Origin of the sequence: Pseudoalteromonas sp. DY56-GL79, assembly GCF_041414765.1 — a bacterium.
Lineage (GTDB): Bacteria > Pseudomonadota > Gammaproteobacteria > Enterobacterales > Alteromonadaceae > Pseudoalteromonas > Pseudoalteromonas piscicida.
This window is the reverse complement of sequence record NZ_JANHZS010000010.1, coordinates 43,141-68,642: the sequence shown is the minus strand read 5'-3', so window position 1 is coordinate 68,642 and position 25,502 is coordinate 43,141. Positions and strand designations below refer to the sequence as shown.

Below are 25,502 nucleotides of genomic sequence, written 5' to 3'. Positions count from 1 at the left end.
ATTTTGAACTTTTTATGCCAACACACTTTCCTACATTAAAGTCATGAATATGCTTTAACCTTAGGTAGGATATTCCGGCGCATTGACATATAATAAAGTGACTAAAATAATCAGTTTACTCAATTTTTCCCACTATTCCAGTGAAACAAGACGTTTTATAGGGACGAACATTGCTTATTTTCCGCTATTTAACGGGTGAAGTGCTAAAATCTCAGGTTGCGGTTTTTCTCACCTTAATGACAATATTTTTGTCACAAAAGTTTGTACTCATTCTGAGCTCAGCGTCTGAAGGGGGTATACCGGGTAAGTTAGTACTTGCTATGCTTGCGCTAAAGCTGCCACAGTTAGCCGGTTATATTTTACCGCTTAGTCTCTTTCTTGGGATCATTTTAGCCTATAGTCGCATTTACGCCGACAGTGAAATGACGGTACTGCGCGCTTGCGGGGTCAGTGAGTGGTATGTCGTTAGGGTGACTTTAGTCTCTAGTGTATTTTTTGCATTACTCGCCGCTTGTGTGAGTATGTATATTGCACCTTGGGCGAGTGAAAAAGAGTATCAATTAAGAGAGCAAGCCGATGCGGAATCGGGACTTTCTACTCTCAGAGCTGGTAGATTTCAGCAAACGGGCAATGAAAAAGCGGTGGTATTTGTTCACGGTATTAGCGAACAAGGCCGCGAATTAGACAAAGTGTTTGTCGCGCAATTGCCTGAGAAGGACTCAAATCAAGCCGCTCGTTTAGTGTATGCGCAAAAAGGAGAAGTGATTGAGCTTGATAGTGGTGAGCAGCAATTACTCCTTCATGAAGGTAAGCGTTACGAGACTGATGGCTTCAGCCAAGCACTTAATCGTACTGAATTTGGTACTTACCAAGTGCAAATTAAAGAACAAGAAATTGAACACCAGCGCCGTAAATTAGAGGCTATTCCAAGCTTACAGTTACTTGAAATGGATACGCCTGAAGCAAAAGCGCAATTTCAGTTGCGATTATCGGTGCCTATTTCCATTTTGTTACTCACTCTATTGGCTGTGCCACTAAGTGTGGTTAACCCAAGACAAGGCAAGTTTGCTAAGCTCGTGCCAGCAATTACGCTATATTTGGGTTATTTCATTCTACTCAACGCAGGCAAGTTTCTGTTAGCTGAAGAAAAAGTGCCAGCCTCAGTCGGTCTCTGGTGGATCCACTTAAGTGTGCTCTTTATTGGCGTTTATTTAATTGCGAAAGGAAGACCTTTTGGTGTGTGGGTTCGCTCGGTATTTATGAAACGGGAGACGACGGCATGATGAAGACGCTAGATTGGTATTTAGGGCGTAGCATCTTACAAACCACAGGTTTCGCGCTATTAGTTTTTGTGGGGATCAATACGCTTATAAAGTTTATTGAGCAACTGCGCTCGGTTGGTCGTGGCAGCTATGATTTACTCGGTGCCATGCTCTATACCATTTACAGCATGCCAAGCGATATCGTCGTATTTTTCCCTATGGCTGCGCTGATTGGTGGCCTGATTGGGCTTGGTGCACTTGCTTCAAGCAGTGAACTAATTGTTATGCAAGCGGCTGGGTGGTCGCGCTTTCAAATTATTATGTCGGTGATGAAAACGGCAGTGGTGCTTGCGCTACTGATGATGGCGCTTGGGGAGTGGGGGGCACCAAAAGCGGAGCAAACCGCAAAACGGTTAAAAAACGAAGCAATTTATGGCGGTGAAGTTTACAGCGCTCAGCGTGGTGTGTGGGCGAAAGACGGCGGCAATTTTATTAACATTGGTAATGTTGAAAAAAACGGTAAGCTTAAAGATATCGCAATTTATTATTTCGATGACTCACTAACACTGGCAAAAATCGTACGCGCTCAGTCGGCGCAAAGCATATCTAACGGCTGGCAATTGCAAGACGTGGAAGAAGTACATATCGATCAACAACAAATTACAACGCATTATTCAAAATCAATGCTCTACGAGTCTGAATTAAGTGAAGACAGGTTAGGTGTTGTATCGATAGAGCCAGATGCTTTGTCTTTCACAGGATTATGGTCATTTCTCGCTTATCTAAAGCAAAATGAGCAAGATTCAAGTAGCTATGAACTCGCGCTGTGGCGTAAGGTGATGCAGCCGCTGACGATTGGGGTAATGCTGCTGGTGGCTTTGTCATTTATCTTCGGGCCACTGAGAACGGTGAGCATGGGCGCGCGGATTATTATGGGCGTGGTAACAGGCTTAGCTTTCCATCTGAGTAATGAAATTTTTGGCCCTATCGTGATGGTATATCAAGTTCCACCGGTGGTTGGCGCGTTAATGCCAAGCTTGTTATTTATTGGATTGGCTATCCATCTGCTGAAGAAACAAAATTAACGTTTTGAATTAAGTAAAAATATAGGCCTCATTATGAGGCCTATATTTTTTATGGACATGGCTAATGGAATAGGCTGCTATTTGAAGCTTAGATTAGTCTAAGCTGTTATACACCTTTTTATTTTCCTCTTTGCTCAGTACCACTACCTCAGTACCACACAGCATATCCTGGAGCGATCTTTTCTTTTTAAAGTCTAACAACACTACCAGATTACCCAGTCCAATTAGCGCGCATAGGCTACGAGCGATTGCTTTTGGCCAAGTTAACAGTGCTCCGTCGGGGGTTTGCACTTTTAGGCGCCATGCGCGCATACCGATAGTTTGACCGCTCTTAGTCCAAAAATAGGCAAAAAACAGCACCGAAACCAACACCAATAACGTGGCTCTAAGTGTATATAAGATAGGATCCGCTTGGATCAGCGCCGATACGTCTTCATGATTGCCAAGTGCGAGCATGTTAAATGAAATTAAGGCATTGATGGTTAGTAAAAATAACACGGTAGTCAGCATTGCGAACGCGACGACCACTAAGCTGTCGTATATAAGTGAAGCCAAGCGACGGCTGAAATTCGCTGGAGCAAAATGTGACATAACAACTCTCATAATTACAAGGTTGCGGAGTATTTTACACATAAACCGATAAAACGTTTACTGAATTACGTTAACTAATGGATTAGTAACATCTTGTCGTTACCGTTTTAGCAGGAATAAAGTTGACTTTAGGGTAATATTTAACTGCTTGTGCACAAATAACAGGCAGTTAACGCCTTATTGCAAAAAAATTACTTGCCGTTCTTAATCGCCTTTGTATAATGCAAAGCATAGAGACGAAGGCAAATAAAAAAAGCCTGAGCTCAAAGTGGTTTTTCTTTATTTTCTCTTGTTTTAGAAGATGAAAGAAAAATTATGCCAGTGTGATGGAATTGGTAGACATGACGGATTCAAAATCCGTTGCCTTCGGGCGTGGCGGTTCAAGTCCGCCCACTGGTACCACTTTTTATAACCCTTGCTTTTTAGCAGGGGTTTTTTTATGCCTCAAATTTATGCTTTGAAATTATGGTATCGGACTTGGGCGCCACGCGGGTGGCGCTAATACAGGTTAAGAGTCCACTCACTGGTACCACTTTTTATAACCCTTGCTTTCTAGCAAGGGTTTTTTTATGCCTCAAATTTATGCTTTGAAATTATGGTATCTGACTTGGGCGCCACGCGGGTGGCACTAATACCGGTTAAGAGTCCGCTCACTGGTACCACTTTTTATAACCCTAACCGATTGGTTGGGGTTTTTTTATGCCTTAAATTTATGCTTTGAAATTATGGTATCTGACTTGGGCGCCACGCGGGTGGCGCTAATATAGGTTAAGAGTCCGCCCACTGGTACCACTTTTTATAACCCTTGCTTTTTAGCAGGGTTTTTTATGCCTCGAATTGTAGGTCGAGATTTATCTCGACGAACGAATTAGTCTTATCTCAAAGGATTGGTTTATCTCTACAGACCGTTCTTGCGAAACTGGACTTGGACGCCACAACGGCAAACCCTCGACCTTGTTCGCCAGCTCTTGCTACCTTTTCTTTTGGCAACGAAAAGGTAGTCGTAGCCCATAAATGGGCGTCGAAACCTGTCAGGAGGACGGGCTGACTTTACGATAAATTTCGAGCTATCAGCCGTTAGCAACATAAACCTCCATGTTTAATATCAAAGTGCATCCATGCACTTCTCGTTCATTCTTTTTTAACGACGAAAAAGAACGAACCAAGAAAACGTCGCCCCAGCATCACACTCAATCCTCAAATCCTAAGCCGTTATAGTGCAACCGTCTTGTAAGGCACCTCCCTGTGCCAGACAAGACTTAGCCGACATCCTGTCGGCACATTGCATATCAGCTTATGCTTCTCGGGTGTGATGGAGGGGAGAATAAGTTGCTTGTAAGATCGTCTACGACTTAATCAATAAAGCTGTTTGCAAAGGTTACAAAAATTATCAGCATAGTCTCCTAACTCACAGTCTAAATAGTTTTGTGGGAGGCGGTTCACCCGCCGAGAAGTTATGCTTTTGTGATGAGATAGAGAGGGTACAGTGTGATGTTGGGAGTGCCTTTTCTTTTGCGCAACAATTCTTTGGCATCAAAAAAAAGATTGTCGTAGCCCTTTGATGGGCGTTGAAACCTGTTATCAGAGCATCGAGGTTCTACTTACTACAGCTTGTGAATACAAAAGCAAAAAAACCAGATAAAAATCTGGTTTTTTACACCATTGCTGTTTGCTTACGACAGTCTTGGTTCTTGGGAGTCGTTTGATTTTGCTGAGCATATCATCATGGTTAGTACTGCGCCGCAACATACTGCCCACGCGATATAGATTAAGCCTTCGAAATTATCGTAAATAAATGTCCATGATTTTAGGTTGAAGTATGACCACGCTATATTTTCTACTAGCCCCAGTAAGTAAATTAAGGAGGTGTACATGTATATCCAATGGTAAAGTCCATCAAAGTAGGTTAACTCAATTTGCTTGGATTTAGAGATAAGTCTGGAAATCTGAACTCTAAATATTAATATGAGTGCAGTCGTGATACTAAACAATAATTGCACACCATAAATAATGGTGCCTTGCAGTAACTTATTTTCATCAGGAATTGTGTAGTTTATTAGGCCTAGCTCGAAAACAGCATGACTACTGGCGGTTAACACTAAAATAAATCCTGCAATGTGGGTGATATTTATGTCTCTTCGATACATCCCGTATAGAGTGCATACACTTAACAATAGTAAATGAAGTGGCATGACCAAACTTTCATCCCAAAGCTGGATGTAAAAGAATGAAATTGAAGCAATGCTAAGCAAAACTAAGTTTGAGAGTTTCATTCTTTATCCTTGAATACCTTGAAGTGGTTTATCTGCGGACTCTTCTGTTTCAATAGACTGATTTCTGGGAGGCTTTTTGGCTCCATTGCCACCTGAAATTGAAGAGCACATATCGATAGAAAGCTGATTTGTCTCGGTTGTAACTGTCTTATTTCTACGAGGTTTTACAGCGCTATTTCCGCCTGAGATGTGGTTACAAACTGTTGCTTCAATCTTTAGTTTATCCACTTTGCTATTGAAGTTAGTATTCTTAACGAAAGACGGAACCGCGGCTTGACTGATTTGGGGGTGGTGTGGCTTCCATGGGCGAATACCGCCGACTACAGATTGTATTTTTTCTGAATTTAGTAAGTTTTGTTTTATCGCAACGCTAGCAGCTGCTAATTTTTTAAACGTTGCCGTATTAACTTGAACTCTAAATAAAAAAAAGTAAATACGGCTTATCAAATCAAGAAATTTAACCTTTTTCATTATTCATCATCCTGTATTTTTGTTTTTTCAGAGCCATTCATCGTACTACTCAGCTCTTTGATCTGATTAAGTAAAGATTTAGCGTCTATTTTGCAGAACATAAACCACTGAAAAAGTTGCTTTGATCTTATATCGCTTACGTCTAGCTCATAGTTACTAATGGTTTTACGATCGCATCCAAGCTTTTTTGCCATCTGTTCTTGCGAGATACCGGCCTTTCTTCTCATTGCTTTTAAATCATCGCCATTAATCACGTCCTTTTCCTTTTTTCTATGATGCGGAGACTTTTGTGCATCTAATTAAACATAATGTTAACAATAAAGTTGAAACATTAAAACAGAAAATGAACATGCTAAGTTTACTAACGCTAGATGAAATTGTAGTCACAGCCGTGCAGGGCTATGGGTTACACGATATTTCTAAATATACCAAAGGTTAACAGGTGGTTTACATAAAACATGTTTTTGTATCCAAAATCCATTCGGTAGTGAAACCAAATATCACTGCGGAAGAAATAGACTTTTTGCGTAGGCTCGACCAAATGCATCAATACTGCTATTTTTTGGTTTATGTAAAAAATAAGGGTACTGGAAAGTACGATCATGCCTTTTTTATGGATGACGCTGAGGCTATAAAAGGCCTTGAAGTGCAGGAGGTTACACCACGGCTAAAGCGTTTAGATATCATCTCGCAGGTGATTAGAAGCGTTTTGGTGTGAAGTTGCTTTAGCGTCTGCAATTTTCCTTGTTCTGATTTGTGCAGCTAAGGTTTTGTTTGGTATTTGGAACCGTCCGTTAATGAATTTGCTTTATTGTTAGGTAGACGCTTGCGCGCAGTAAGCGATTACCGCATACTTTAATTCGTTTACATATTGGATGCTTGGTTACATTTTCAAAGGATATGATTTTGGTTTATAAAATTATTGGTGGAGTGGCAATCTTTCTTTCTATTGTTGCACTTTATCCAAGCATGCAGCCCGGTGCGCCGTCTGTTATTGGGTTTTACCTCACTTTACTTTCAATGTTTATCTCTGCACTCGCGAGTCGAAGGCAGCAGCCTTACTATTTTCATTGCGTGGCCTTATTTTCATTATCTAATGTTTTATTTTTAAACGACGGAACCCGATTTAGCTTATTATTCATTCAAGGTGACTGGACCTATATTTGCTCTATGTATAGTCTTTTTTTGGTGGTGCTATGTATTGGTAGCTTATTGATTCGCTATAAAACAAGGTCATCTCAGTAGTAGCTTGTTAAAGCTAAGTAATTCCTTGTGGTAGCGAGGATAAAAGCAAAAGTGTTAGCCTGATGGATGAGTCAATTTTATCTTGGCAGGGCTGCCAAAGTTGCGCTAAGCTAATTTTACTTTGAGGGAGTAGTCTCCTGTTTTTTACAGGGAAACTGTCAACATACCCCGGGCAAGCATCGCTCGTGGCAGTTTCGAGCCTCTTTGCCTTGACAAGACTTAAGGTAAGTAACCGATATCGGGCAGATAAGGTTATTTATCTTATTGTTAATGGTCTGCCCTAAGAGAGTCTCAATGTTTTATCCCTTTGCCTGCCGTATTAGTGTGCCAACACGTATCAATTTTTCTACCATCAAGAATAAAGGAGAATAGCTATGATGCTAGCTTTATTGGCTATTCTTGGTGGTTTTATGCTGTTAGTTTGGAGCGCTGACCGTTTCGTTGAAGGTGCTGCTGCGACGGCGAAGTATGCTGGTATGCCTGCGCTACTAATTGGCATGGTGGTCGTTGGTTTTGGTACTTCTGCACCTGAAATGGTGGTATCGGCTATGGCTGCAAGTGATGGCAACCCAGCTTTGGCTTTAGGAAACGGTATGGGGTCTAATATTGTTAATATTAGCTTAATACTTGGGGTTACGGCACTGATAGCCCCTATTGCGGTGCAATCATCCATTGTGCGTAAAGAGCTGCCCATTCTTATTGTTGCTTCGTTCTTTTTTGGTTGCTTGATTTTTGACGGTGATTTAAGTCCACTTGATGCTACGTTATTATTAGTGGGATTTTTGATCTTTATTACTTGGTCTATTTACTCTGGATTGTATAGCTCAAATGATGCTTTAGAAACGGAGTTTACTCAGGAAATAAATAACCAGACATTATCATTGCAAGCGGCAATCTTTTGGTTGTTAGTTGGGCTGATACTTCTCGTTTTAAGCTCTCGTGTACTAGTTTGGGGAGCGGTCGAGATAGCAACAGCATTAGGTGTAAGTGATTTAATTATTGGTTTAACCATTGTGGCATTGGGCACTTCTTTACCTGAGCTTGCAGCTTCTATTGTTGCAGCTAAAAAGGGTGAACATGATATTGCTATCGGTAATGTCGTTGGCTCCAACATGTTTAATACACTGGCTGTGATAGGTATTGCAGGAGGAATTGAGCCAATTATGCAAATCGAACCTATGGTATTTAATCGTGACTGGAGTGTAATGATGATACTTACCATAATGCTATTTGTGATGGCATTTGGTTTTGGTCGGCAAGGCCGCATCACGAGAAAGGAAGGAGCAATGCTACTATTAAGCTACTTTGCGTATAGTGGCTATTTAATTTTTGATTCATTCAGTGGGTAGCTGGTTTGAGAGATGTTCAACTTTATCTTTTAACAAATTTATAAACTAATAAGAGAAACAAACTTATGGGAAATATCACGGCCTTTCTATCCGAGCATCAAGCTCAACTGTTATCAATAGGTCAAAATACCTTACTAACGATACTCATTTTGGTTGCATCTGCTATTGGTGCAAAAGTACTGAAACGCGCTGTTTATAAAGCTGTATACCGAGTCAGTAAACAAGATGAAATTGTAACGAAATTACTCAGTACGTTATCCGGCTATGTTGTTTACCTTATTGCTGTTGTTATTATTTTAGACTTATTTGGGGTAAATACTGCCAGCCTAGTTGCGTTAGTTGGTGCGGCTGGTTTGGCCATTGGTTTGGCACTAAAGGATACCTTAAGTAATGTTGCTGCTGGTGTGATGTTATTATTCTTGAAGCCACTCAGAAAGTCTGAATTTGTCGAGGTATCTGGCAGTTCAGGTAGTGTAAAAGATCTTGGTTTATTTACTACTGTTTTAGAAACAGCCGACGGTATTTATATCTCAATTCCCAATAGCACTGTTTGGGCTGGTGCTGTAAAAAACTTTAGCCGCAATGACAAGCGCCGAATGGATATAACGGTTGGGATTTCTTATGGTGACTCAATTGAAGATGGTCTAACAGCTTTGCGTGAATTGGTTGCTGAAGAGTCTCGTATTCTTAAGACTCCTGAACCTCAATACTTAGTGCATACCTTGGCCGATAGCTCTGTTAATTTGCAGTTACGTGCTTGGACTCCAACGGCAAACTACTGGGATATTTATTGGAAAACGCAGCGCAAGGTTAAAGATAAAGTGGAAAGTATGGGGATCACTATCCCATTCCCTCAAAGAGATTTACATATTATTGAAGGCGATAAACAGTTGCTAAAAAAGTAACAGTGTGACTGAAATTGGCAAGTAAAAGGGCTTAAGATGAACTCTTAGGTTCTTTTATTTTTATAAGTTGGATATTTCAAACTCTTAGCCTATGCTTTTGTAATTAAATCTACTTTTGGTAGGATGCTTATTTGTTAAGCGTTTAATTGGGCTGTAAATCGATGAAGGTTACCTTAGAAAAGCGTACGGTTTTGCTGTTAAGCGTGTTTAGCATTGGTTTTTGGTGGGTTGCTCTGTATGTTATAAATCTTATTTCACACTCTGTTGTCGTTAGCCAGTTAAATGAACAAAGAGAGTTGACACGTGCAGATGTATTTTTGGCTCGAGATAAACTTGAAAATGCCATTTTTATGGATACATACCTTGCCGAAAGCCTAGTCACATTGGTGACAATTGACCCTCAGTTCGCAGTTGCGAATTGGTCTCAAATTGTACAAAAAACGATTGGAAAATCAAAACTAATTAGGCACATAGCGCTAGCACCCAATAACGTGATCAGTGATGTATTTCCTTTGGAAGGAAACCAAGCCGCTATCGGTTTTGATTTTAGTAGCAATGTAGAGCAGTTTAGAACTGTAGAACTCGCCAGAAAGTCTCAAAGAGTATTTATTGCAGGGCCGCTGCACTTAGTACAGCAAGGTGAAGCGCTAATCGCGAGGTTTCCGGTATTCTCAGATTATCCAAAAAATCAAAACTACTGGGGTTCTATTAGTGTTGTCATGGACTACCAGCAGTTAGTTACATATTCAGGGTTAACCAAGCTTCAAAATGTTGAGGTGGCGCTTCGAGGAGTCGACGGTTCAGGTCCGCTAGGTGAAGTTTTTTTTGGCGAGCGGGAAGTTTTTGAATCTCCAGACTTAACTACCGTTATACATTTACCAACTGGGGAATGGCAGCTTGCTTTAAACTATCAAATAGATAGCGCAATGTTTGGCAAGACGAAATGGCAAACACAAGGTATGGCTGTACTTACCGCATTTATTCTATATCTATCACTACTTATTTTATATCGAGCATATCGATTGGCTCATCTCGCTTCGATGCAAGACGACTTAACTAAATTACCAAATCGCCGCTTTGTAATTAAGCAACTAACTGAGCTGTTGGACCGCTCTGAACAACCTTCTTTTGTTTTACTAAATCTAGACCTAAATAATTTTAAACAAGTAAACGATAAGTTTGGTCATGAAGTGGGAGATAAGCTGTTGCTTCATGTCTCGTCAATTTTGATGAACTCAGTGCGTGTGTACGATTTTATCGCACGCTTAGGGGGAGACGAGTTTGTTATTATTTTACACAGAGTGTCAGAAGACGCTTTGGTTAACTCAATTATAAAAAATATTAAGGAGCAGGTTGAAAAGCAACCGCTGCAAGTTGATAGGCACACTATTCAAACGACGGTAAGCGTTGGCTATGCTTTCCCTACAGCAAACCAAGATAGTGTCTCAGAACTCATGGCTCGCGCCGACCACAACATGTATTACGATAAAAATCTGTCGCAACGACAGCAAAACAAAAGTGAGGTTTTGGAAACAAATCAGGAAACCCACTAGAACTATACTAAGCTTACAGAGTATCAATTAAGTGAGAATGTGCCGTGCAGCTAAAGCAGTCAGTTCTATTTTTCAAAATTGCCGCGTTGACTTCTGCGATTGTGATCATTTTCGTCAGCTGGTTTTTGTATTACGAAGTGAGTCGTAGTGCCCGCCTTACCGCACAACTTACTCAATTGCAAACCGCTCTACAACGAACCATGGATCAAGAAGAGCATATTCTTATTCGAGCACAAAAAGATGATGTTTCTGCCATCCCACAATTAAAGTACAGCTATCAGGATAGCTTTAGTAACTTACTTAATTCTATGGCCAATGAAGAGGCCTTGCTGCCGTTGCTATTACAACTCGATGAACTGTCAAAAGCCTACTTTGGTAAACTAGATGAACTTATCCGCTTACATGAGCAGCTCGGCTATGACGAAAATGCAGGCATTTATGGTGAGTTCAGACGTAGCGCTCATGCTTTACAGGATCGAATTTCTGGTAAAGCTATGCCTCAGTTGGAAATTGCCATATTGGAATTAAGGCGTAGAGAAAAAGACTTTTTGTTAAGAGCTGACTTAAGTTATTTGCAGCAGCATGAACAAATCGTCATGCATGCTGAGCAACTAATCAAAGACAATGCGCTTAGTGAAGAGATAAGCAACTTGCTTAAACGTTATGACGCGGGCTTTGCAAGCTATGTTGCTATTTTGAGAAAGCTAGGTTTGCACGATGGTGAAGGTGTTCGTGCGGAGCTATTCACCGAGAAGCAAAAATTAAGAAGCCAGTTTGAAATAGTATCAATCCGTACCCAAGCCGTTACACAAGAACGTAAAGAAAGTATCATATTATATGGTCTTATTTTAATTGTGCTGATGAATATTGCCGTGCTTATCTTACTGAATTATCAAAATAGCAAAGTCACACGGCATATACTGGCTATCAATAAAGTACTCGTAAAAGTAGCTAAGCTTGAAGACTTTAGCTTAAGGGTGAATATTGACGGTAACGATGAGATTGCACAAATAGCTCATCAACTTGATGATCTATTAGCATTTATTGAAACCTTGCTTGCGCGCCTGAGCGCAGCACAGCAACGCTTGATCGAAGAAGCCAAAATGGCGAGCTTAGGAAATATGGTGAGTGGCTTTGCTCATGAGCTTAATACACCGCTTGGTGTTGCTATTACCAGCCAATCGCATTTAAAAGAGCAAGTCGCTACACTAAAGTCACAACTCGAACTTGGTAAGTTACAGCGGCAAACCTTGACCACACTAATTACTGAGGCAGAAGCTGCGCTATATTTATTAGAAAATAACCTCCACCGCACAGCTTCGCTGGTAGATGATTTTAAGCTCGTGGCAGTGAATCGAGAGTTTGAAGAAAAGAGTACGTTCAACCTTAAGCATTTAGTTAAAAATGTCTTTGATTGCTACCAATCAGAATTAAACCAAGAAGACTATGCCATTGAACTCGAAATCCCCGAAAACTTAACTTTAATCAGTTACCCATCGGTGTTTAGCCAAGTTGTTGGGTACAGTATTAACAACTGCATCAAGCACGCCAAGATTGACGGGCAAAAGCTCAATATTGTGGTATCTACCGTGTTAATTAATGATTATATCCATTTTTATTTTAAAGATGACGGCGCGGGAATAGATAAAGAATTATTGCCTGCTATCTTTGAGCCTTTCGTTACGTCAAAGCGTTTTTCGGGGGGGACAGGGCTTGGCTTGAGTATTGTGTATAACTTAGTAACGCAGAAGCTGAAGGGTGAAATCAAAATGCAAAGCCCTGCGCATGGTGGTGCCTGCTTGCACATTATTTTAACTGGAACAGAGTTTAATTTTACAGAAGAGTAAGTAATACCAATTAGTCTTAATACTTGCTCAATTTGAAGGAGCAAATCTGATGCTAACTGCGTTAAAAATTTATTATTTAGAACAACTAAATAGCAAAATATTTTCCTTGCCTACATGGATGTAGGTACCTTGGCGATAGCAGGATACGGTAGCGGTGTTATCGACAAGATTTTCTTGCCTCAAAATAGGCCGCTTAATTAAGATAATTGGTATAACCGGGGCGCGGAATAACAACTCGCGCTCTAGCGGCCGTTATTTCTTATACCGATTTGCTTATCTGAATACAGCTTATGTAAGGTAAATAAAGTAAAAAAAGCCAGCATGACTGATCATGCTGGCTTTTATTCGGTTCATTGGCAGTAGGAGTTAGCCTTTTTTGCTCGCGACCCACTCATCAACAAATGATTCAAGCACGTTTAGTGGAACTGGGCCATTTTTCAGTACAACGTCGTGGAACTCACGAATATCAAACTTATCGCCTAGTTCTTTCTTAGCGGCTTCACGAAGTTCTAGGATCTTCAACATCCCCACTTTGTACGCAGTGGCTTGTGAAGGCATAACAATATGGCGCTCTACCATCTTCACTGCGTCTGACTTAGCATTTGGTGTGTTGTTTACGTAGTAATCAATACCTTCTTGACGTGTCCACTTCATTGCGTGGATCCCTGTATCTACAACTAAGCGGCATGCACGCCATAATTCCATCGCTAAGCGACCAAAGTCTGAATAGGGGTCTTCGTATAAACCCATTTCTTTTGGTACAAGTTCAGAATATAAGCCCCAACCTTCGATGTATGCAGTGTAGCCACCAAACTTACGGAATTTAGGCATATCTTCTAGCTCTTGAGCAATCGCGATCTGCATGTGGTGACCCGGAATACCTTCGTGATAAGCCAAGGCTTCCATTTGGTAAGTTGGCATCGCTTCCATGTCGTAAAGGTTTGCATAGTAAACACCAGGACGTGAGCCGTCAGGCGCGGGTTGCTGGTAGAACGCTTTACCTGCAGATTTTTCGCGGAATGCCTCTACGCGTTTTACTATCATGTCCGCTTTTGGCTTAACGATAAACAGCTCATCCAAACGTGACTTCATATTATCGATCATCGCTTTGGCTTCGGCTAAATATTGTGCCTTACCAGCTTCTGTATTTGGAAGGTAGAACTGCTTGTCGGTTTTCATGAACTCCATAAAGGCTTTTAAATCGCCTTTGAAGCCCACTTTCTCTTTAATTGCTCGCATTTCGTCATGAATACGCGCCACTTCAGATAAACCGATTTCGTGAATTTCTTCAGCGCTTAATGCTGTGGTTGTCGTACGTGCTAGGGCGTTATTATAAAACTTTTCGCCGTTAGGGAACTTCCATGCACCATCACGATTGTCTGCTTTTTTCTCAAGTTTATGTAGGTAGCCAATCAACTTGTTATAAGCAGGTTTTACTGCTGTTGTTAGCGCGTCTGTTGCTTCTTTAACCAGCGCTGATTTCTCGTTTTCACTGATTTCAAGTGTTGCTACTTTGCGTTTGAAGTCAGCCAATAATGTTGAGTCGTCACCAGCTACAAATGGCGCACCTTTGATAATATTTTCACTTGATTCAATGACGTGAGGGAAAACGAATTTTGGTGCAATAATACCTTTATCTGCACGCGCTTTTAAGTCAACGATGAGCTGATCAAATACAGCCGGTACACCGTTTAAACGAGAGATATATGCTTTGGCATCTTTCACATCGGTAATTTGATGCTGGTTGATTAAAAATGCAGGCACCATTGAGTGTGTACCATACATCTGATTGACTGGATAAGAATGATAACGCCATTTAAAATCTGCAATGGTGTTTTCAAGACCTTGCTTGAATAAGTCGTAGCTCACTTGCGTATTGGCATCTAGTTTATTTCGATCAATTGCATTAAGTGCAGCTAAGTCTTGTTTCGTCAGTTCAAGATCTTCAAGTTGGCGCGCTTCGCTGCCGTCATCCCACTTGTCGTAGTCTTGTTTGATACCCATATAAGTTTGGTAAACTGGGCTACGCATTACGCCACGGGTAAACGACGCTTCAAAAAGTGCGTTTGCCTTTTCTACTTCACTTTTTACGACTTGTTGTTCAGCTTTTGGTGCAGGTGCTGGAGAGTGTGTGGTTTGTTGACAGCCAGCAAAAAGCGCGACGCTTACCGCTGCTGCTAAAATGGTTAATTTACGCATTTTATACCCTTTTATTATATGTTGCCGAATGGCGGTTTTCATGCGGGTTGCAGTGAATATCACCCGCATAATTTCTATATTAAACAAATAACTCTAGCAGATCGTTGAGATATCGGTGGCCTTTATTTGTAACTAGCCATGAATCGTTGGTTTCCTCAATCAAACCCTTATCTACGGCCTCAGCAATTTGCGTTGCAATAGCGCTAAGTTCAAGACCAGTGTAGTCAATAAACTGTTGTTTTGATGCGGCAGTTTTTAAACGGAATACATTCATAAAAAACTCAAATGGTCTGTCATTGTTTGCAACATGCCACTGCTCATACAAATAGGGTTTACTCAGATCCATATAGCCACGAGGGTGTTTTACCTTTACGGTTCTTAAGATCTGTTGCTGCTCAGGCAAAGTGATTTTGCCATGTGCACCACAGCCGATCCCGAGATAATCGCCAAATTGCCAATAATTCAAGTTATGTCGACATTGAAATCCCGCTTTGGCATAGCCTGAGATCTCATATTGCTGGTAGCCGTGCTCTGCAAGTAGTGCCTGACCTTGTTCTTGGATTTCCCACAGTGTTTCATCCTCAGGTAAAACCGGAGGCTTAGAGGCAAACTGCGTATTTGGCTCAATGGTTAATTGATACCAAGAAAGGTGTGGCGGTGCCATTGCAATGGCTTTTTCTAAATCACTTAAGGCGTCGCTAACAGATTGATTAGGAAGACCATGCATCAAATCAAGATTAAAGCTGTTTAACCCTGCTTGATGGGCTTCTTGAGCGGCGTTTAGCGCTTCTTGCTCGCCATGAATACGACCAAGTTGAGTAAGCTTTTCCTGTTGTAAGCTTTGCACTCCTATCGAAATACGATTGATGCCAGCCGCGACATAATGCTTAAAACGATCTGTCTCAACTGTGCCTGGATTTGCTTCTAAAGTGACTTCAATGTCATCCTCAAAACCAATTAGCGCCTCAATTTCACTGAGTAAATAGCGGTACGCTTCACCGGAAAGCAGGCTAGGGGTGCCACCGCCAATAAAAATACTACTGAGTTTACGGCCTTGAACATAGTGAAGATCGGCTTTGATATCGTGGAGCAAATGTTGAATATATTCCGTTTCAGGAATATCGCCCTTTTTACCATGGCTGTTGAAATCACAGTAAGGGCACTTTTGCACGCACCAAGGTACGTGCACATAAAGACTTAATGGAGGTAGTTTCACGCGAGGCCTTGAAAGTGACTGACGAGTTGTTTAAGTGCCTGTCCTCTATGGCTGATTGCGTTTTTTTCTTCCTTGGTTAGCTCTGCTGATGTGTAGTCTAAACCTTGTACCTTAAAGATTGGGTCGTAACCAAACCCTTCTCGGCCTTGTTGTGTTGTGGTGATTTCACCTTCCCAACTCGCCTGACAAATAATCGGCGTTGGGTCGTCAGCGTGGCGCATATAAACTAAAACACACCAAAAACGGGCGCTGCGCTCAGTTTGTTCACCAAGCGCTGCGAGTAAGTGATCAATATTTTTTTGGTCGTCGGCGTTTGCGCCAGCATAACGCGCTGAATATACTCCAGGTGCGCCGTTTAATGCGTCTACCTCAAGGCCTGAGTCATCGGCAATGGCAGGCAAGCCAGAAATCTTAGCAGCATGACGAGCCTTGATAATGGCGTTTTCCACAAAGGTCGTGCCGGTTTCTGCAACCTCTGGCACGTTGAAATCACTTTGCGGTAATACCTCAATGTCATACTGATTTAGCATCGCGCTAAGCTCTTTGACTTTACCTTGGTTGCCCGTGGCAAGTACCACTTTATTTGACATATTTTCTCTACTCTACATAAAACTTCTGTGAGAACGTGAGTTTGCGGCTTTGCTTACCTTCACTGATCTCAATGTCGAAACGAAAAATATCTTCATCGTCGTAATCTAATTGGGCAAGGTAGTATATCGCCTCACCTTCTACGACTTCTTTAAACTCTAACTGTACGGTTTTACCAAGTAAGTTTTTGGCGCTACCTGCAACGCGTGCCTTAACCGCTGGTTTTCCTGGCTTGTCGGCCAAGACCGAGATATTCACAATCGCTTTGTTACCACTACGAATTAAGCCATACGCTTTTGCAATTGTGGGCTGAACAAAAGTAGACGGGAAGGCGATGTAATGCACTTCCCAAGGACCTAAGTCTTTAAATTGGCCGCCTTGTTCATCTTGAGCGAATGCGATTGGTGCAAGCAGCATCATTAACGCAATAATAAATGGTTTCATTGGGATGCTCCTATCTCAGTAAATCCATCATTAGGATCTGCAAAAATTGCATGCCGATAATTAAGACTAAAATAGATAAGTCCAGTCCACCTAGTGGTGGTATCACTTTACGAATAGGCTTTAGCATCGGCTCTGTTAATTGCTCGAACACGGCGGCAACTGGATTGTAGCCTTGCGCTACCCAACTTAAGATGGCGCGAATAATAAGGATCCAGAACACCAGACTAAATGCTTCTTTTACTACCGTAATAGCGCCACCAATCAGCGCGCCTAAAGCGTCAAAGTAACCACCGAATAACGCCATCAGCGTCGCCATTTTGGCAAAGCCAATAATGAATGCCAGCACCAAAGAGGCAAGATCTAAACCGCCCACACCCGGAATGATTTTTCTCAGAGGGTTCACGGCAAAAGAGGTTGCTTTAACAACCGCTTGGCTTAGCGGGTTATAAAAGTCCGCTTTGACAAGCTGCAACCAGAATCGTAGTAATACGACCATTAAAAATAGATCAAATACGATCCCGACTAAAAATTGCATGGCATTCATTGGTCACCTTTAGATTTCTTTTTCCATTGCTTCAGCGCGCGCGATACATGCATCCATCGCGTCCGCTACGGTTTTTGGTAATTGCTGTGCTTTTAAATGCTCAACGGCTGCGTGGGTTGTGCCACCTTTAGAGGTGACGTTAGCGCGTAGCTGAGCAATGCTAATTTCAGGTTGCGATAATGCCATTTCAGCCGCGCCTAGCGCAGTTTGCTGCACAAGCTTTCTGGCTTCCTCAGGACTAAAGCCTAGGGCTTTAGCTTTTTCTTCAATGGCTTCCATAAATAAGAAGAAATACGCTGGAGACGACCCCGTTACCGCAATAACGTCGTTGATTTTCGACTCTTCATCAAGCCACAGGGCAATACCCGTGGATGAAAATACTTGCTCAACATAGTTTTTTTCTTCATCGCAGATGTCGACGCCATACAGGCCAGACACACCGCGTCCGAGCAGTGATGGCGTGTTAGGCATGCAGCGCACCATTTTTACCGGTTGGCCGAGCATTTCTCTCAGTCGTGCAACGGTAATTCCGGCGGCGACAGAGATAAACAGTTTATTGCTAATATCAATATCTGCATCTTGAAAGGTCTGACACAGCTCGGCCATCATCTGTGGTTTTACAGACAAGACAATGACGTCAGCCGCGGCGACTGCTTCTAGGTTATCTTGTGTTGTTCTTACCGATAATTGCTCTGCGACTTTGGCAAGTTTCTCTGCATTGCGGTTGGTGGCAATAATAGACTGCGCGTCAAAGCCACTTTTGATCATGCCACCGATGATGGCATAGCTCATATTTCCCGTTCCAATAAATGCAATTGTCTTGTTTGACATTGTGTTATTCACCTCACTGTCGTTTGCCAAAAATATCAGTACCAATGCGAACCATAGTGGAACCTGCTGCAATCGCAGTGTCTAAATCGCCACTCATTCCCATCGATAAGGTATCTAGCTGTTGATATTGGTCCTTTAGTTTATCAAAGCAAGCGCGCATTTGCTGGAAATATTGTAATTGCTTTTGTTTATCATCGGTTTGCTCAGTGATGGTCATTAAGCCACGAAGCTCCAATTGACGACAGTCATTAATAAACTGCGCCAGCGTATCAACCTCATTGGGATGACAACCTGATTTGTTGTCATCACCGCTAATATTGACCTGCAAGAGCACCTTGAGTGGCTTTAAGTTCGTTGGTCTTTGTTCATTTAGCCTGCGTGCGATTTTCTCTCGATCCACGCTTTGTACCCAATGGAAGTTTTCGGCGACTAATCTTGATTTGTTGGACTGGATTGGACCAATAAAGTGCCATTCAATCGCTTTGTTTTGTTTGAAGTAGGCAACTTTATCAACGGCTTCTTGTACGTAAGATTCACCGAATCGGGTTTGACCTGCCGCAATCGCAGCCTCAATATCGGCGATAGGTTTGGTTTTAGAAACCGCGAGTAATTGTACTGTTTCGCTGAATTGACAGTTTTGCTTGGCTTTTTCTATCCTGCCGTAGGCGTTATCTAAGCGTTCTGCTATTGTAACCATATAGTACTAGTGCTCATTGTGGAGTTATAAATGGATATTACAGAATTATTGGCTTTTAGTGTTCAACACAAAGCATCTGACTTACACCTTTCTTCAGGTGTTTCCCCTATGATCCGTGTTGACGGGGACGTACGTCGGGTGAATATCCCGCCGTTAGAAGCAAAAGACGTCAGCAGCCTCATCTACGATATTATGAATGATAATCAACGTCGTGACTATGAGCAAAACCTTGAGGTAGATTTCTCGTTCGAAGTGCCAAATCTGGCGCGTTTTCGTGTTAACGCTTTTAATTCAAATCGTGGTCCTGCAGCGGTGTTCCGTACTATTCCAAATCAAGTGCTGAGCTTAGATGATTTGGGGGCACCAGACATTTTTACCAAGATTTCCGACAACCCACGTGGCTTAGTATTGGTAACCGGCCCGACAGGTTCTGGTAAATCAACCACGCTGGCTGCGATGGTGGATTATATTAATAACAACAAACATCACCATATTTTAACCATCGAAGATCCGATTGAATTTGTTCATGACAACAAGCAAAGCCTTATTAACCAACGTGAGGTACATAGAGACACGCACAGCTTTAACGCGGCGCTGAGAAGCGCACTCCGTGAAGACCCAGACGTTATTTTGGTCGGTGAATTACGTGATCTTGAGACCATTCGTTTAGCGTTAACTGCCGCGGAAACAGGTCACCTAGTATTTGGTACTTTGCATACTACCTCTGCGCCTAAAACTATCGACCGTATTGTGGACGTGTTCCCTGGTGAAGAAAAAGACATGGTGCGCTCTATGCTGTCAGAGTCGCTACAAGCGGTGATTTCACAAACGTTGGTGAAAAAAGTTGGCGGCGGGCGAATAGCGGCACATGAAATCATGCTTGGGATCCCGGCTATTCGTAACCTTATTCGTGAAGACAAGATTGCACAGATGTATTCGGCAATTCAAACCGGTGCAATGCACGGCATGCAGACCATGGATCAATGCCTTACAAATCTATTAAACCGTGGTTTGATCACCCAGCAGGATGCGCGTGCAAAAGCCCATGACAAAAATCAGTTTAATAGCGGCTATTAAGTAGTGGTGTAGCGATGAATATAGAACCGTTTTTGCAAACAATGGCCAATCAGCAAGCATCCGACTTATTCGTCTCGGCAGGGCTTGCGGTGAGCGCCAAAATTGATGGCGAACTGAGAGCGTTAAGTGAAGAAAGCTTAGATGCCGAGCAGTCACTGAACCTTGTTACCTCAATTATGAGCGACAAGCAAAAGCAAGAATTCTTTAACACTAAAGAGTGTAACTTTGCGATTGCTAACGATATTGGGCGTTTTCGTGTTTCAGCATTTTGGCAACGGGATTGTGCGGGCATGGTTATCCGCCGTATCGTTACTGCTATTCCAGATGTCAATGAGCTCGGTTTGCCGTCGGTCCTGACCGATGTGATTATGTCCAAACGTGGCTTGGTGTTATTTGTGGGTGGTACGGGCACGGGTAAGTCAACCTCGCTTGCGGCACTACTCGGGTATCGTAATCGTAATCAACGTGGCCATATTTTGACCATTGAAGATCCTATTGAGTTTGTGCATCAACACCAAAAAAGCATCATTACTCAGCGTGAAGTGGGCATTGATACTGACAGTTTCGAATCTGCCTTGAAAAGCTCATTACGCCAAGCGCCAGATGTTATTTTAATTGGTGAGATTCGCTCGCAAGAAACCATGGAATATGCATTGAGTTTTGCTGAAACGGGGCATTTATGCGTTGCAACTTTACATGCCAATAATGCCAATCAGGCCATCGACCGTATCATGCACTTAGTTCCTAAAGAAAAGCACGATAAACTGAAGTACGATTTGGCGCTGAACTTGCGCGCTATTGTGGCGCAACAACTTGTGCCTTCTTCAAAAGGTGAAGGTCGAGAGGCGGCCATTGAAGTACTACTGAACTCCCCACTCGTTGCCGAACTTATTAAAAAAGGCGATATTGGCTCAATTAAAGAGGCAATGGCAAAATCGAAAGACATGGGCATGCAAACCTTTGATCAAGCGTTGTTTGAACTTTATAAACAACAGCGGATCAACTACGCCGACGCACTACATCATGCTGACTCGCCAAATGATCTGCGCCTCATGATCAAGCTTCAAAATAACGAACAAAAAGGTGCGGGCTTCCTACAAGGGGTTACGGTAGATGGGTTGGATTCGAAGAACTAAACGCAGCTATCTATTCTTCGCTTTTGTGCTGAGCTTTGCTGGTGTACTTAATGCCAGCGAAGCACTTAATGTCTTTATTAGAGATGATGTCCTCGCTGATTATCAACGTTTTGTTGGTGAACGCGACGTCACAAAAGTCACCGATTTTAGTGGCCAATATTTACGCCGTGATGTTGTCGATATGGTGATAGCACAGCAAGCTTTGCAAAAAGGTGGCTTCGACAAAGCATTTATTTTTACGCCTGGTTTTGTCAGTTTTCGTGAATCCAATTTGCTTGAAAAAGGGGAACAACTACTTCACTTTGATAGTTATTGGAAAGCAGATCTTGAAAATAAAGGTCGGCTGCTTTTTATCAGTGAGCCTGTTATTCAAAAAGGTCAGTATTTTGCTGGTATTTATCACGGGATAGATAATCAAAAAGTAAAGCAGCTAAAAGAGGAGCAAGGGCTCACCCAGCTAACTTCGGTATCCAACCCTAAGTGGCAGACCGATTGGCAAACCTTGGAGTCACTTCCGCTTAAACAGCTTTATGCTGAACCCGATTGGATGTCACAAGCGCGTATGGTGAGCAAAGGTTGGGTCGACTTTATGTTGATGCCGCTTATGCCGAAGCTAGATAATCGTTTTGTTTTGGAAGATGTTGAACTCATTGCTAATGAGCATCTAGTTGTGCTGTTAAACGACAGCAGACATTTTGCGGTGTCTCGGCTTCACCCAGAAGGTGAGCGAGCGTTTGCTGCATTACAAAAAGGCCTAGCAATACTACGTGAGCAAGGCCGGATCACTAGCGCGTATCAGCAAGCAGGGTTAATACCTGATTTGAAGAAGTACCAAGTCGTAAACCCTACACGGGAACTACGCTAGTCATTCATACAGCTATTCGCGGGGAGAACTACTTTGCAACTTCACCCACTTGACGATAGTTTCGATTGCATTGGGAGCAAAGTGGTTTTTTTTAATCGAGAAAATCGCATCAAGTGGCAGCTCTGGTTTCATTAAACTGTGTGCAGCATCGGTAATAGTGATTTGTTCTAGCTTGGCGTTTGTTTGACTTGAGTTTGCAAAAGCGCGTGCAAACTCTAATTGGCTATGTTCTATGTCGACATGAAAATCGCTGTCGCCATAAATTGCTAGCATTGGTAAGTTTAGTCGAATAAAACCTTCAAATACATCTGCCTCAATATTTTTTCTGACGAAATTATAGCGTGCTTCATCTTCAATAGGCTTTGGCATAAAAGGGTCTTGATGTAACGCCGCGGAAATATATTGGTCGTATCCTGCTTTGATAAGTTGCATCTCTTCAATGCTCAGCTTCTCGATACGTGCTATCGCCGCATCATCATCTGCACTGATCTTTTCTTCCTCTATCAATCGTACCCACATACTGTATTGACTCTGGGCCTGCCAGTTTGCAGCCCCTCCAACCAGTACCATAAACTTGATATTTTCCTCGTCGTACAAGTTCGAAAATACCCAACTTGCTTGACTAAATCCTAGCACGGCTATTTTATTTTGCCGATAACCGGTGTTACGCAGGTATCGAATTGCATCTTTTACTTCGGTAGCTCTATCATCCATAGATTGCGATAACCAGTTGCCTTGTGAGTTACCTACTCCTGGTTTGTCCCACGAGAAAGTAGCAATATTTGCACTTACTAAAGATTGTATTATGGGTAAATAATAGCCTTTTGCCGTAGTGTCCATTGCTCCATCACCATGAACAAAAATAACGATAGTATCTGTTTCTGTGAGGCTTTTAGGAGTATAGAGTCGTCCTTCAAGCTGGTGCTCGAAGGAATCGAAGGTATGCGTTGTATATTGAAGTTTGCCTTGTTCTGACTGATTGTTACAGGCAGATAATATACAAGCTAAAAAACAAGAGAATATTGTTACTAAGAGTTTGTGCTGTACTACCATGAGTTTTTCCTTAACCGGATGAGTCAGCAAACTATATGAGAATTTCATGTTAGAAACTGTGAGTAGTCGTCAAATTATTAGATTGATATTGTTTGAAGGGGTTAGAGTAAAGAAGCACTAATAGGTGCTCGATATGGCGAATTTTTACAGTTAGCTGCGCCTTTAATATCAATTATATAATTGATATTAAAGGTCAACAGAATAAAGAGTTAGGCTAGCTATTCCCACATTGCTTCAAAGTAGCTTTCGAGAATAATACAAGCAGACATGCCATCTACCTTACCTTTTGCAAGGTTCTTATAGCCACCTTGTTCAAATAAACGTGCTCTGGCGTCTGCTGTCGTCAAGCGTTCATCTTGTGTTTCTACCGGCAATCGGAAGTGGTTATGCAGGCGGTTGGCAAACTTCTTTGCTCTGAATGTTAAATCTTGATTGGTACCATCCATATTCAGTGGTAAGCCAACCACCAATAAATCAGGCTGCCACTCGTTAATGAATACGGCGATGTCATCCCAATTTGGAATGCCATCGTTTGCCTTAACAGCACCTAAACTTGATGCGGTTGCAGTGATTTCTTGACCGATAGCCAAGCCGATACTTTTAGTGCCAAAGTCAAACCCGATGACGCTACGTTTACCTTTAGGCACTTTTTCTTTTTTGTTTTCCATGAATACTTCGTTTATTAACCTAAGCTCAAAATGACAGGCTAGTTACGCATGACCCGCTTGCGAGCTTAATTGTGCAACGTCGATACCAAGCATTTGCACTGCTTTTTCCCAGCGCTTTTCAGGTGGTGTATTAAATATGATTACGGGGTCTGCCTCGACGACTAACCAAGTGTTTTCTTTCAGTTCTTTCTCTAGTTGACCACTTACCCATCCGGCGTAGCCCAAGGTGATGATAAATCCTTCGGGAGAGTGTGATGACGTTAAAGAGGCTAAAACATCTTTTGATGTGGTGATCATAATTTCAGAGCTAAGCTCTTGGCTTGAGGCGTAACCAAACTTTGGCGTATGTAATACAAAGCCTCTGTCGGTGTGAACAGGACCACCAGCGTAGATATTTACCTTAGCCGCTTGGCTAGATTTGTCGTTATCGATATCAATTTGATCAAGCAATTCGCCCACGGTGATATCGATAGGATGGTTTACCACCAACCCCATCGCGCCATCTTCGCTGTGTTCACAAAGATAGGTTACCGTATGATTGAAAAAAGGGTCGTCCATGCTGGGCATTGCCACTAAAAAGTGATTAGCGAGTGATTTCATAACCAGACCCCCTTAATGGTTAGTTTTTAGTATGGTCGAGTTTTCGCTCGATCGCATCATAAAACTTATCCATAATTGAAATGTCATATGCCGCTTCAATTTCTTTCACGCAAGTTGGTGCGGTCACATTGATTTCGGTAAGCTTATCGCCAATGATATCTAGGCCAACGAATATCAGGCCCTTTGCCTTTAACGTTGGGGCAATGGCTTCGGCAATTTTCCGGTCCGATTCGCTAATTGGTCTTGCTTCACCACGGCCACCTGCCGCGAGATTACCACGAGTTTCACCGCCTTGTGGAATGCGGGCCAAGCAGTACGGCATCACTTCACCATCTACCACTAACACGCGCTTGTCACCGTCTTTAATGGCTGGTATATAGTTCTGCGCCATAGCATAGCGGGAACCATGCTCGGTAAGTGTTTCGCAGATCACGCCAATATTTGCGTCATCTTGTTTCACTCTAAAAATAGACGCGCCACCCATCCCATCCAAAGGCTTGAGAATGATATCGCCATGTTTAGCTAAAAACTCGCGAATTTGTGATTGATTACGCGTAACCAAAGTATCTGGAGTATGTTCGCTAAACCACGCAGTAAAGAGCTTTTCATTGGCGTCGCGCAGGCTTTGTGGTTTATTTACCACAAGCGAACCTGCAAGTTCAGCGCGCTCAAGAATATAAGTGGCGTAAATATATTCAGTGTCAAAAGGCGGATCTTTACGCATTAAAATAACGTCAAGGTCGCCTAAATCGATTTCTTGTTTCTCAGCTAGTTCATACCAATGGGAAGTATCGTCAAATACCTGCGCTTTTGCTGCTGTCGCTTTGGCAACGCCTTGGTACAAGAAAAGGTCATTCATTTCCATGTAATACAATTCATAGCCGCGCTGCTGTGCCGCCAGCATCATGGCAAACCCGGTGTCTTTTTTAATGTTAAAGCCACTGATTGGATCGGAAATGATCCCTAATTTAATCGTCATAGACGCTCCCATTGCGCTTGCTGA

At 42.3% G+C, this 25,502-nt stretch carries 24 protein-coding genes and 1 tRNA gene; 10 read left to right on the top strand and 15 right to left on the bottom strand.

All coding sequences use genetic code 11. The annotated features are described in order from the left end of the window. Window positions 1–170: 170 nt before the first annotated feature. Together lptF and lptG are read left to right on the top strand one after the other, a co-directional pair. Window positions 171–1,283 (top strand): LPS export ABC transporter permease LptF, encoded by a 1,113-nt coding sequence (lptF, locus tag NO992_RS08945; RefSeq protein ID WP_010377416.1) that lies wholly within the window; start codon window positions 171–173, stop codon window positions 1,281–1,283. Beyond that, the gene (lptG, locus tag NO992_RS08940; RefSeq protein WP_017217017.1) at window positions 1,280–2,347 is read left to right on the top strand and encodes an LPS export ABC transporter permease LptG; all 1,068 of its coding nucleotides are present in this window, start codon (window positions 1,280–1,282) and stop codon (window positions 2,345–2,347) included. The genes lptF and lptG overlap by 4 nt, the downstream gene beginning before the upstream one ends. 93 nt (window positions 2,348–2,440) lie before the next feature. On the opposite strand, the gene NO992_RS08935 is transcribed toward lptG, so the two are convergent. After that, complete coding sequence (locus NO992_RS08935) at window positions 2,441–2,938, bottom strand: RDD family protein (protein WP_222242488.1); 498 nt, start codon at window positions 2,936–2,938, stop codon at window positions 2,441–2,443. Between the two features lie 317 nt (window positions 2,939–3,255). Between NO992_RS08935 and NO992_RS08930 the strand changes: the two genes are divergently transcribed. Then, window positions 3,256–3,340 (top strand) — tRNA-Leu (locus NO992_RS08930). A 1,271-nt stretch (window positions 3,341–4,611) separates the two neighbouring features. Here NO992_RS08930 and NO992_RS08925 read toward each other — a convergent pair. Genes NO992_RS08925 through NO992_RS08915 form a run of 3 tightly spaced genes read right to left on the bottom strand, consistent with a single transcriptional unit; the run spans window position 4,612 to window position 5,936 of the window. Continuing rightward, window positions 4,612–5,211 carry a hypothetical protein gene (locus tag NO992_RS08925; RefSeq protein ID WP_010607729.1) on the bottom strand — a complete coding sequence of 200 codons (600 nt, stop codon included), beginning with the start codon at window positions 5,209–5,211 and terminating at the stop codon, window positions 4,612–4,614. Window positions 5,212–5,214: 3 nt separating this feature from the next. Then, on the bottom strand, window positions 5,215–5,682 hold the full coding sequence (locus NO992_RS08920) for a hypothetical protein (RefSeq protein ID WP_371376248.1): 468 nt from the start codon (window positions 5,680–5,682) through the stop codon (window positions 5,215–5,217). Continuing rightward, window positions 5,682–5,936 carry a helix-turn-helix transcriptional regulator gene (locus NO992_RS08915; RefSeq protein ID WP_371376245.1) on the bottom strand — a complete coding sequence of 85 codons (255 nt, stop codon included), beginning with the start codon at window positions 5,934–5,936 and terminating at the stop codon, window positions 5,682–5,684. The genes NO992_RS08920 and NO992_RS08915 overlap by 1 nt, the downstream gene beginning before the upstream one ends. 1,365 nt (window positions 5,937–7,301) lie before the next feature. On the opposite strand from NO992_RS08915, the gene NO992_RS08910 reads away from it, so the two are divergent. The 4 genes from NO992_RS08910 (at window position 7,302) to NO992_RS08895 (ending at window position 12,581) form a co-directional block, all read left to right on the top strand. Next, window positions 7,302–8,276, top strand: coding sequence for a calcium/sodium antiporter (locus tag NO992_RS08910; protein ID WP_371376242.1), 975 nt, complete (start codon window positions 7,302–7,304; stop codon window positions 8,274–8,276). Window positions 8,277–8,341: 65 nt separating this feature from the next. Further along, the gene (locus tag NO992_RS08905) at window positions 8,342–9,181 is read left to right on the top strand and encodes a mechanosensitive ion channel family protein (protein WP_371376240.1); all 840 of its coding nucleotides are present in this window, start codon (window positions 8,342–8,344) and stop codon (window positions 9,179–9,181) included. A 161-nt stretch (window positions 9,182–9,342) separates the two neighbouring features. After that, a complete protein-coding gene (locus NO992_RS08900; protein ID WP_371376237.1) occupies window positions 9,343–10,734 on the top strand; it encodes a diguanylate cyclase domain-containing protein in 1,392 nt (463 codons plus the stop codon). A 44-nt stretch (window positions 10,735–10,778) separates the two neighbouring features. Beyond that, window positions 10,779–12,581, top strand: a complete 1,803-nt coding sequence (locus NO992_RS08895; protein WP_371376234.1) for an ATP-binding protein — start codon at window positions 10,779–10,781, stop codon at window positions 12,579–12,581. Window positions 12,582–12,947: 366 nt separating this feature from the next. On the opposite strand, the gene NO992_RS08890 is transcribed toward NO992_RS08895, so the two are convergent. The 7 genes from NO992_RS08890 to NO992_RS08860 all read right to left on the bottom strand — a co-directional run bounded on the left by NO992_RS08890 (window position 12,948) and on the right by NO992_RS08860 (window position 19,100). Continuing rightward, a complete protein-coding gene (locus NO992_RS08890) occupies window positions 12,948–14,780 on the bottom strand; it encodes a DUF885 family protein (protein ID WP_371376231.1) in 1,833 nt (610 codons plus the stop codon). A 79-nt stretch (window positions 14,781–14,859) separates the two neighbouring features. Further along, window positions 14,860–15,996, bottom strand: a complete 1,137-nt coding sequence (gene hemW / locus NO992_RS08885; RefSeq protein ID WP_371376228.1) for a radical SAM family heme chaperone HemW — start codon at window positions 15,994–15,996, stop codon at window positions 14,860–14,862. Further along, a complete protein-coding gene (locus NO992_RS08880; protein WP_371376224.1) occupies window positions 15,993–16,586 on the bottom strand; it encodes an XTP/dITP diphosphatase in 594 nt (197 codons plus the stop codon). Before NO992_RS08880 ends, hemW begins: the two co-directional genes overlap by 4 nt. A 7-nt stretch (window positions 16,587–16,593) precedes the next feature. After that, window positions 16,594–17,028 carry a DUF4426 domain-containing protein gene (locus NO992_RS08875; protein ID WP_010379019.1) on the bottom strand — a complete coding sequence of 145 codons (435 nt, stop codon included), beginning with the start codon at window positions 17,026–17,028 and terminating at the stop codon, window positions 16,594–16,596. 10 nt (window positions 17,029–17,038) lie between these two features. Then, entirely contained in the window at window positions 17,039–17,572 is a 534-nt protein-coding gene (locus NO992_RS08870) for a YggT family protein (RefSeq protein ID WP_119231853.1), read from the bottom strand. 9 nt (window positions 17,573–17,581) lie between these two features. Further along, a complete protein-coding gene (gene proC, locus NO992_RS08865) occupies window positions 17,582–18,403 on the bottom strand; it encodes a pyrroline-5-carboxylate reductase (RefSeq protein WP_371376220.1) in 822 nt (273 codons plus the stop codon). Between the two features lie 13 nt (window positions 18,404–18,416). Next, window positions 18,417–19,100, bottom strand: coding sequence for a YggS family pyridoxal phosphate-dependent enzyme (locus NO992_RS08860; RefSeq protein WP_371376217.1), 684 nt, complete (start codon window positions 19,098–19,100; stop codon window positions 18,417–18,419). A gap of 30 nt (window positions 19,101–19,130) precedes the next feature. On the opposite strand from NO992_RS08860, the gene NO992_RS08855 reads away from it, so the two are divergent. Genes NO992_RS08855 through NO992_RS08845 form a run of 3 tightly spaced genes read left to right on the top strand, consistent with a single transcriptional unit; the run spans window position 19,131 to window position 22,178 of the window. Then, the gene (locus NO992_RS08855) at window positions 19,131–20,177 is read left to right on the top strand and encodes a type IV pilus twitching motility protein PilT (RefSeq protein WP_010379026.1); all 1,047 of its coding nucleotides are present in this window, start codon (window positions 19,131–19,133) and stop codon (window positions 20,175–20,177) included. A 14-nt stretch (window positions 20,178–20,191) separates the two neighbouring features. Continuing rightward, a complete protein-coding gene (locus NO992_RS08850) occupies window positions 20,192–21,313 on the top strand; it encodes a PilT/PilU family type 4a pilus ATPase (RefSeq protein ID WP_010607713.1) in 1,122 nt (373 codons plus the stop codon). Next, window positions 21,291–22,178 (top strand): hypothetical protein, encoded by an 888-nt coding sequence (locus NO992_RS08845; protein WP_371376214.1) that lies wholly within the window; start codon window positions 21,291–21,293, stop codon window positions 22,176–22,178. Before NO992_RS08850 ends, NO992_RS08845 begins: the two co-directional genes overlap by 23 nt. 12 nt (window positions 22,179–22,190) lie before the next feature. On the opposite strand, the gene NO992_RS08840 is transcribed toward NO992_RS08845, so the two are convergent. The 4 genes from NO992_RS08840 to gshB all read right to left on the bottom strand — a co-directional run bounded on the left by NO992_RS08840 (window position 22,191) and on the right by gshB (window position 25,478). Next, entirely contained in the window at window positions 22,191–23,231 is a 1,041-nt protein-coding gene (locus NO992_RS08840; RefSeq protein ID WP_253104429.1) for an alpha/beta hydrolase, read from the bottom strand. A gap of 218 nt (window positions 23,232–23,449) precedes the next feature. Next, on the bottom strand, window positions 23,450–23,899 hold the full coding sequence (gene ruvX / locus NO992_RS08835; RefSeq protein WP_017217006.1) for a Holliday junction resolvase RuvX: 450 nt from the start codon (window positions 23,897–23,899) through the stop codon (window positions 23,450–23,452). Between the two features lie 42 nt (window positions 23,900–23,941). Further along, window positions 23,942–24,499 (bottom strand): YqgE/AlgH family protein, encoded by a 558-nt coding sequence (locus NO992_RS08830; RefSeq protein WP_371376209.1) that lies wholly within the window; start codon window positions 24,497–24,499, stop codon window positions 23,942–23,944. A 19-nt stretch (window positions 24,500–24,518) separates the two neighbouring features. Beyond that, entirely contained in the window at window positions 24,519–25,478 is a 960-nt protein-coding gene (gshB, locus tag NO992_RS08825) for a glutathione synthase (protein WP_010379037.1), read from the bottom strand. Window positions 25,479–25,502: the final 24 nt, after the last annotated feature.

Excerpts from the sequence above, each read along its gene's own strand:
- lptG (WP_017217017.1), top strand. The coding sequence starts at position 1,280 with ATGATGAAGACGCTAGATTGGTATTTAGGGCGTAGCATCTTACAAACC.
- NO992_RS08850 (WP_010607713.1), top strand. The coding sequence starts at position 20,192 with ATGAATATAGAACCGTTTTTGCAAACAATGGCCAATCAGCAAGCATCC.
- NO992_RS08830 (WP_371376209.1), bottom strand. The coding sequence starts at position 24,499 with ATGAAATCACTCGCTAATCACTTTTTAGTGGCAATGCCCAGCATGGAC.
- proC (WP_371376220.1), bottom strand. The coding sequence starts at position 18,403 with ATGTCAAACAAGACAATTGCATTTATTGGAACGGGAAATATGAGCTAT.
- NO992_RS08935 (WP_222242488.1), bottom strand. The coding sequence starts at position 2,938 with ATGTCACATTTTGCTCCAGCGAATTTCAGCCGTCGCTTGGCTTCACTT.
- NO992_RS08925 (WP_010607729.1), bottom strand. The coding sequence starts at position 5,211 with ATGAAACTCTCAAACTTAGTTTTGCTTAGCATTGCTTCAATTTCATTC.
- NO992_RS08910 (WP_371376242.1), top strand. The coding sequence starts at position 7,302 with ATGATGCTAGCTTTATTGGCTATTCTTGGTGGTTTTATGCTGTTAGTT.
- NO992_RS08870 (WP_119231853.1), bottom strand. The coding sequence starts at position 17,572 with ATGAATGCCATGCAATTTTTAGTCGGGATCGTATTTGATCTATTTTTA.
- NO992_RS08840 (WP_253104429.1), bottom strand. The coding sequence starts at position 23,231 with ATGGTAGTACAGCACAAACTCTTAGTAACAATATTCTCTTGTTTTTTA.
- NO992_RS08920 (WP_371376248.1), bottom strand. The coding sequence starts at position 5,682 with ATGAAAAAGGTTAAATTTCTTGATTTGATAAGCCGTATTTACTTTTTT.
- gshB (WP_010379037.1), bottom strand. The coding sequence starts at position 25,478 with ATGACGATTAAATTAGGGATCATTTCCGATCCAATCAGTGGCTTTAAC.
- NO992_RS08875 (WP_010379019.1), bottom strand. The coding sequence starts at position 17,028 with ATGAAACCATTTATTATTGCGTTAATGATGCTGCTTGCACCAATCGCA.
- NO992_RS08890 (WP_371376231.1), bottom strand. The coding sequence starts at position 14,780 with ATGCGTAAATTAACCATTTTAGCAGCAGCGGTAAGCGTCGCGCTTTTT.
- NO992_RS08860 (WP_371376217.1), bottom strand. The coding sequence starts at position 19,100 with ATGGTTACAATAGCAGAACGCTTAGATAACGCCTACGGCAGGATAGAA.
- NO992_RS08845 (WP_371376214.1), top strand. The coding sequence starts at position 21,291 with ATGGGTTGGATTCGAAGAACTAAACGCAGCTATCTATTCTTCGCTTTT.
- ruvX (WP_017217006.1), bottom strand. The coding sequence starts at position 23,899 with ATGGAAAACAAAAAAGAAAAAGTGCCTAAAGGTAAACGTAGCGTCATC.
- NO992_RS08880 (WP_371376224.1), bottom strand. The coding sequence starts at position 16,586 with ATGTCAAATAAAGTGGTACTTGCCACGGGCAACCAAGGTAAAGTCAAA.
- NO992_RS08900 (WP_371376237.1), top strand. The coding sequence starts at position 9,343 with ATGAAGGTTACCTTAGAAAAGCGTACGGTTTTGCTGTTAAGCGTGTTT.
- NO992_RS08905 (WP_371376240.1), top strand. The coding sequence starts at position 8,342 with ATGGGAAATATCACGGCCTTTCTATCCGAGCATCAAGCTCAACTGTTA.
- NO992_RS08855 (WP_010379026.1), top strand. The coding sequence starts at position 19,131 with ATGGATATTACAGAATTATTGGCTTTTAGTGTTCAACACAAAGCATCT.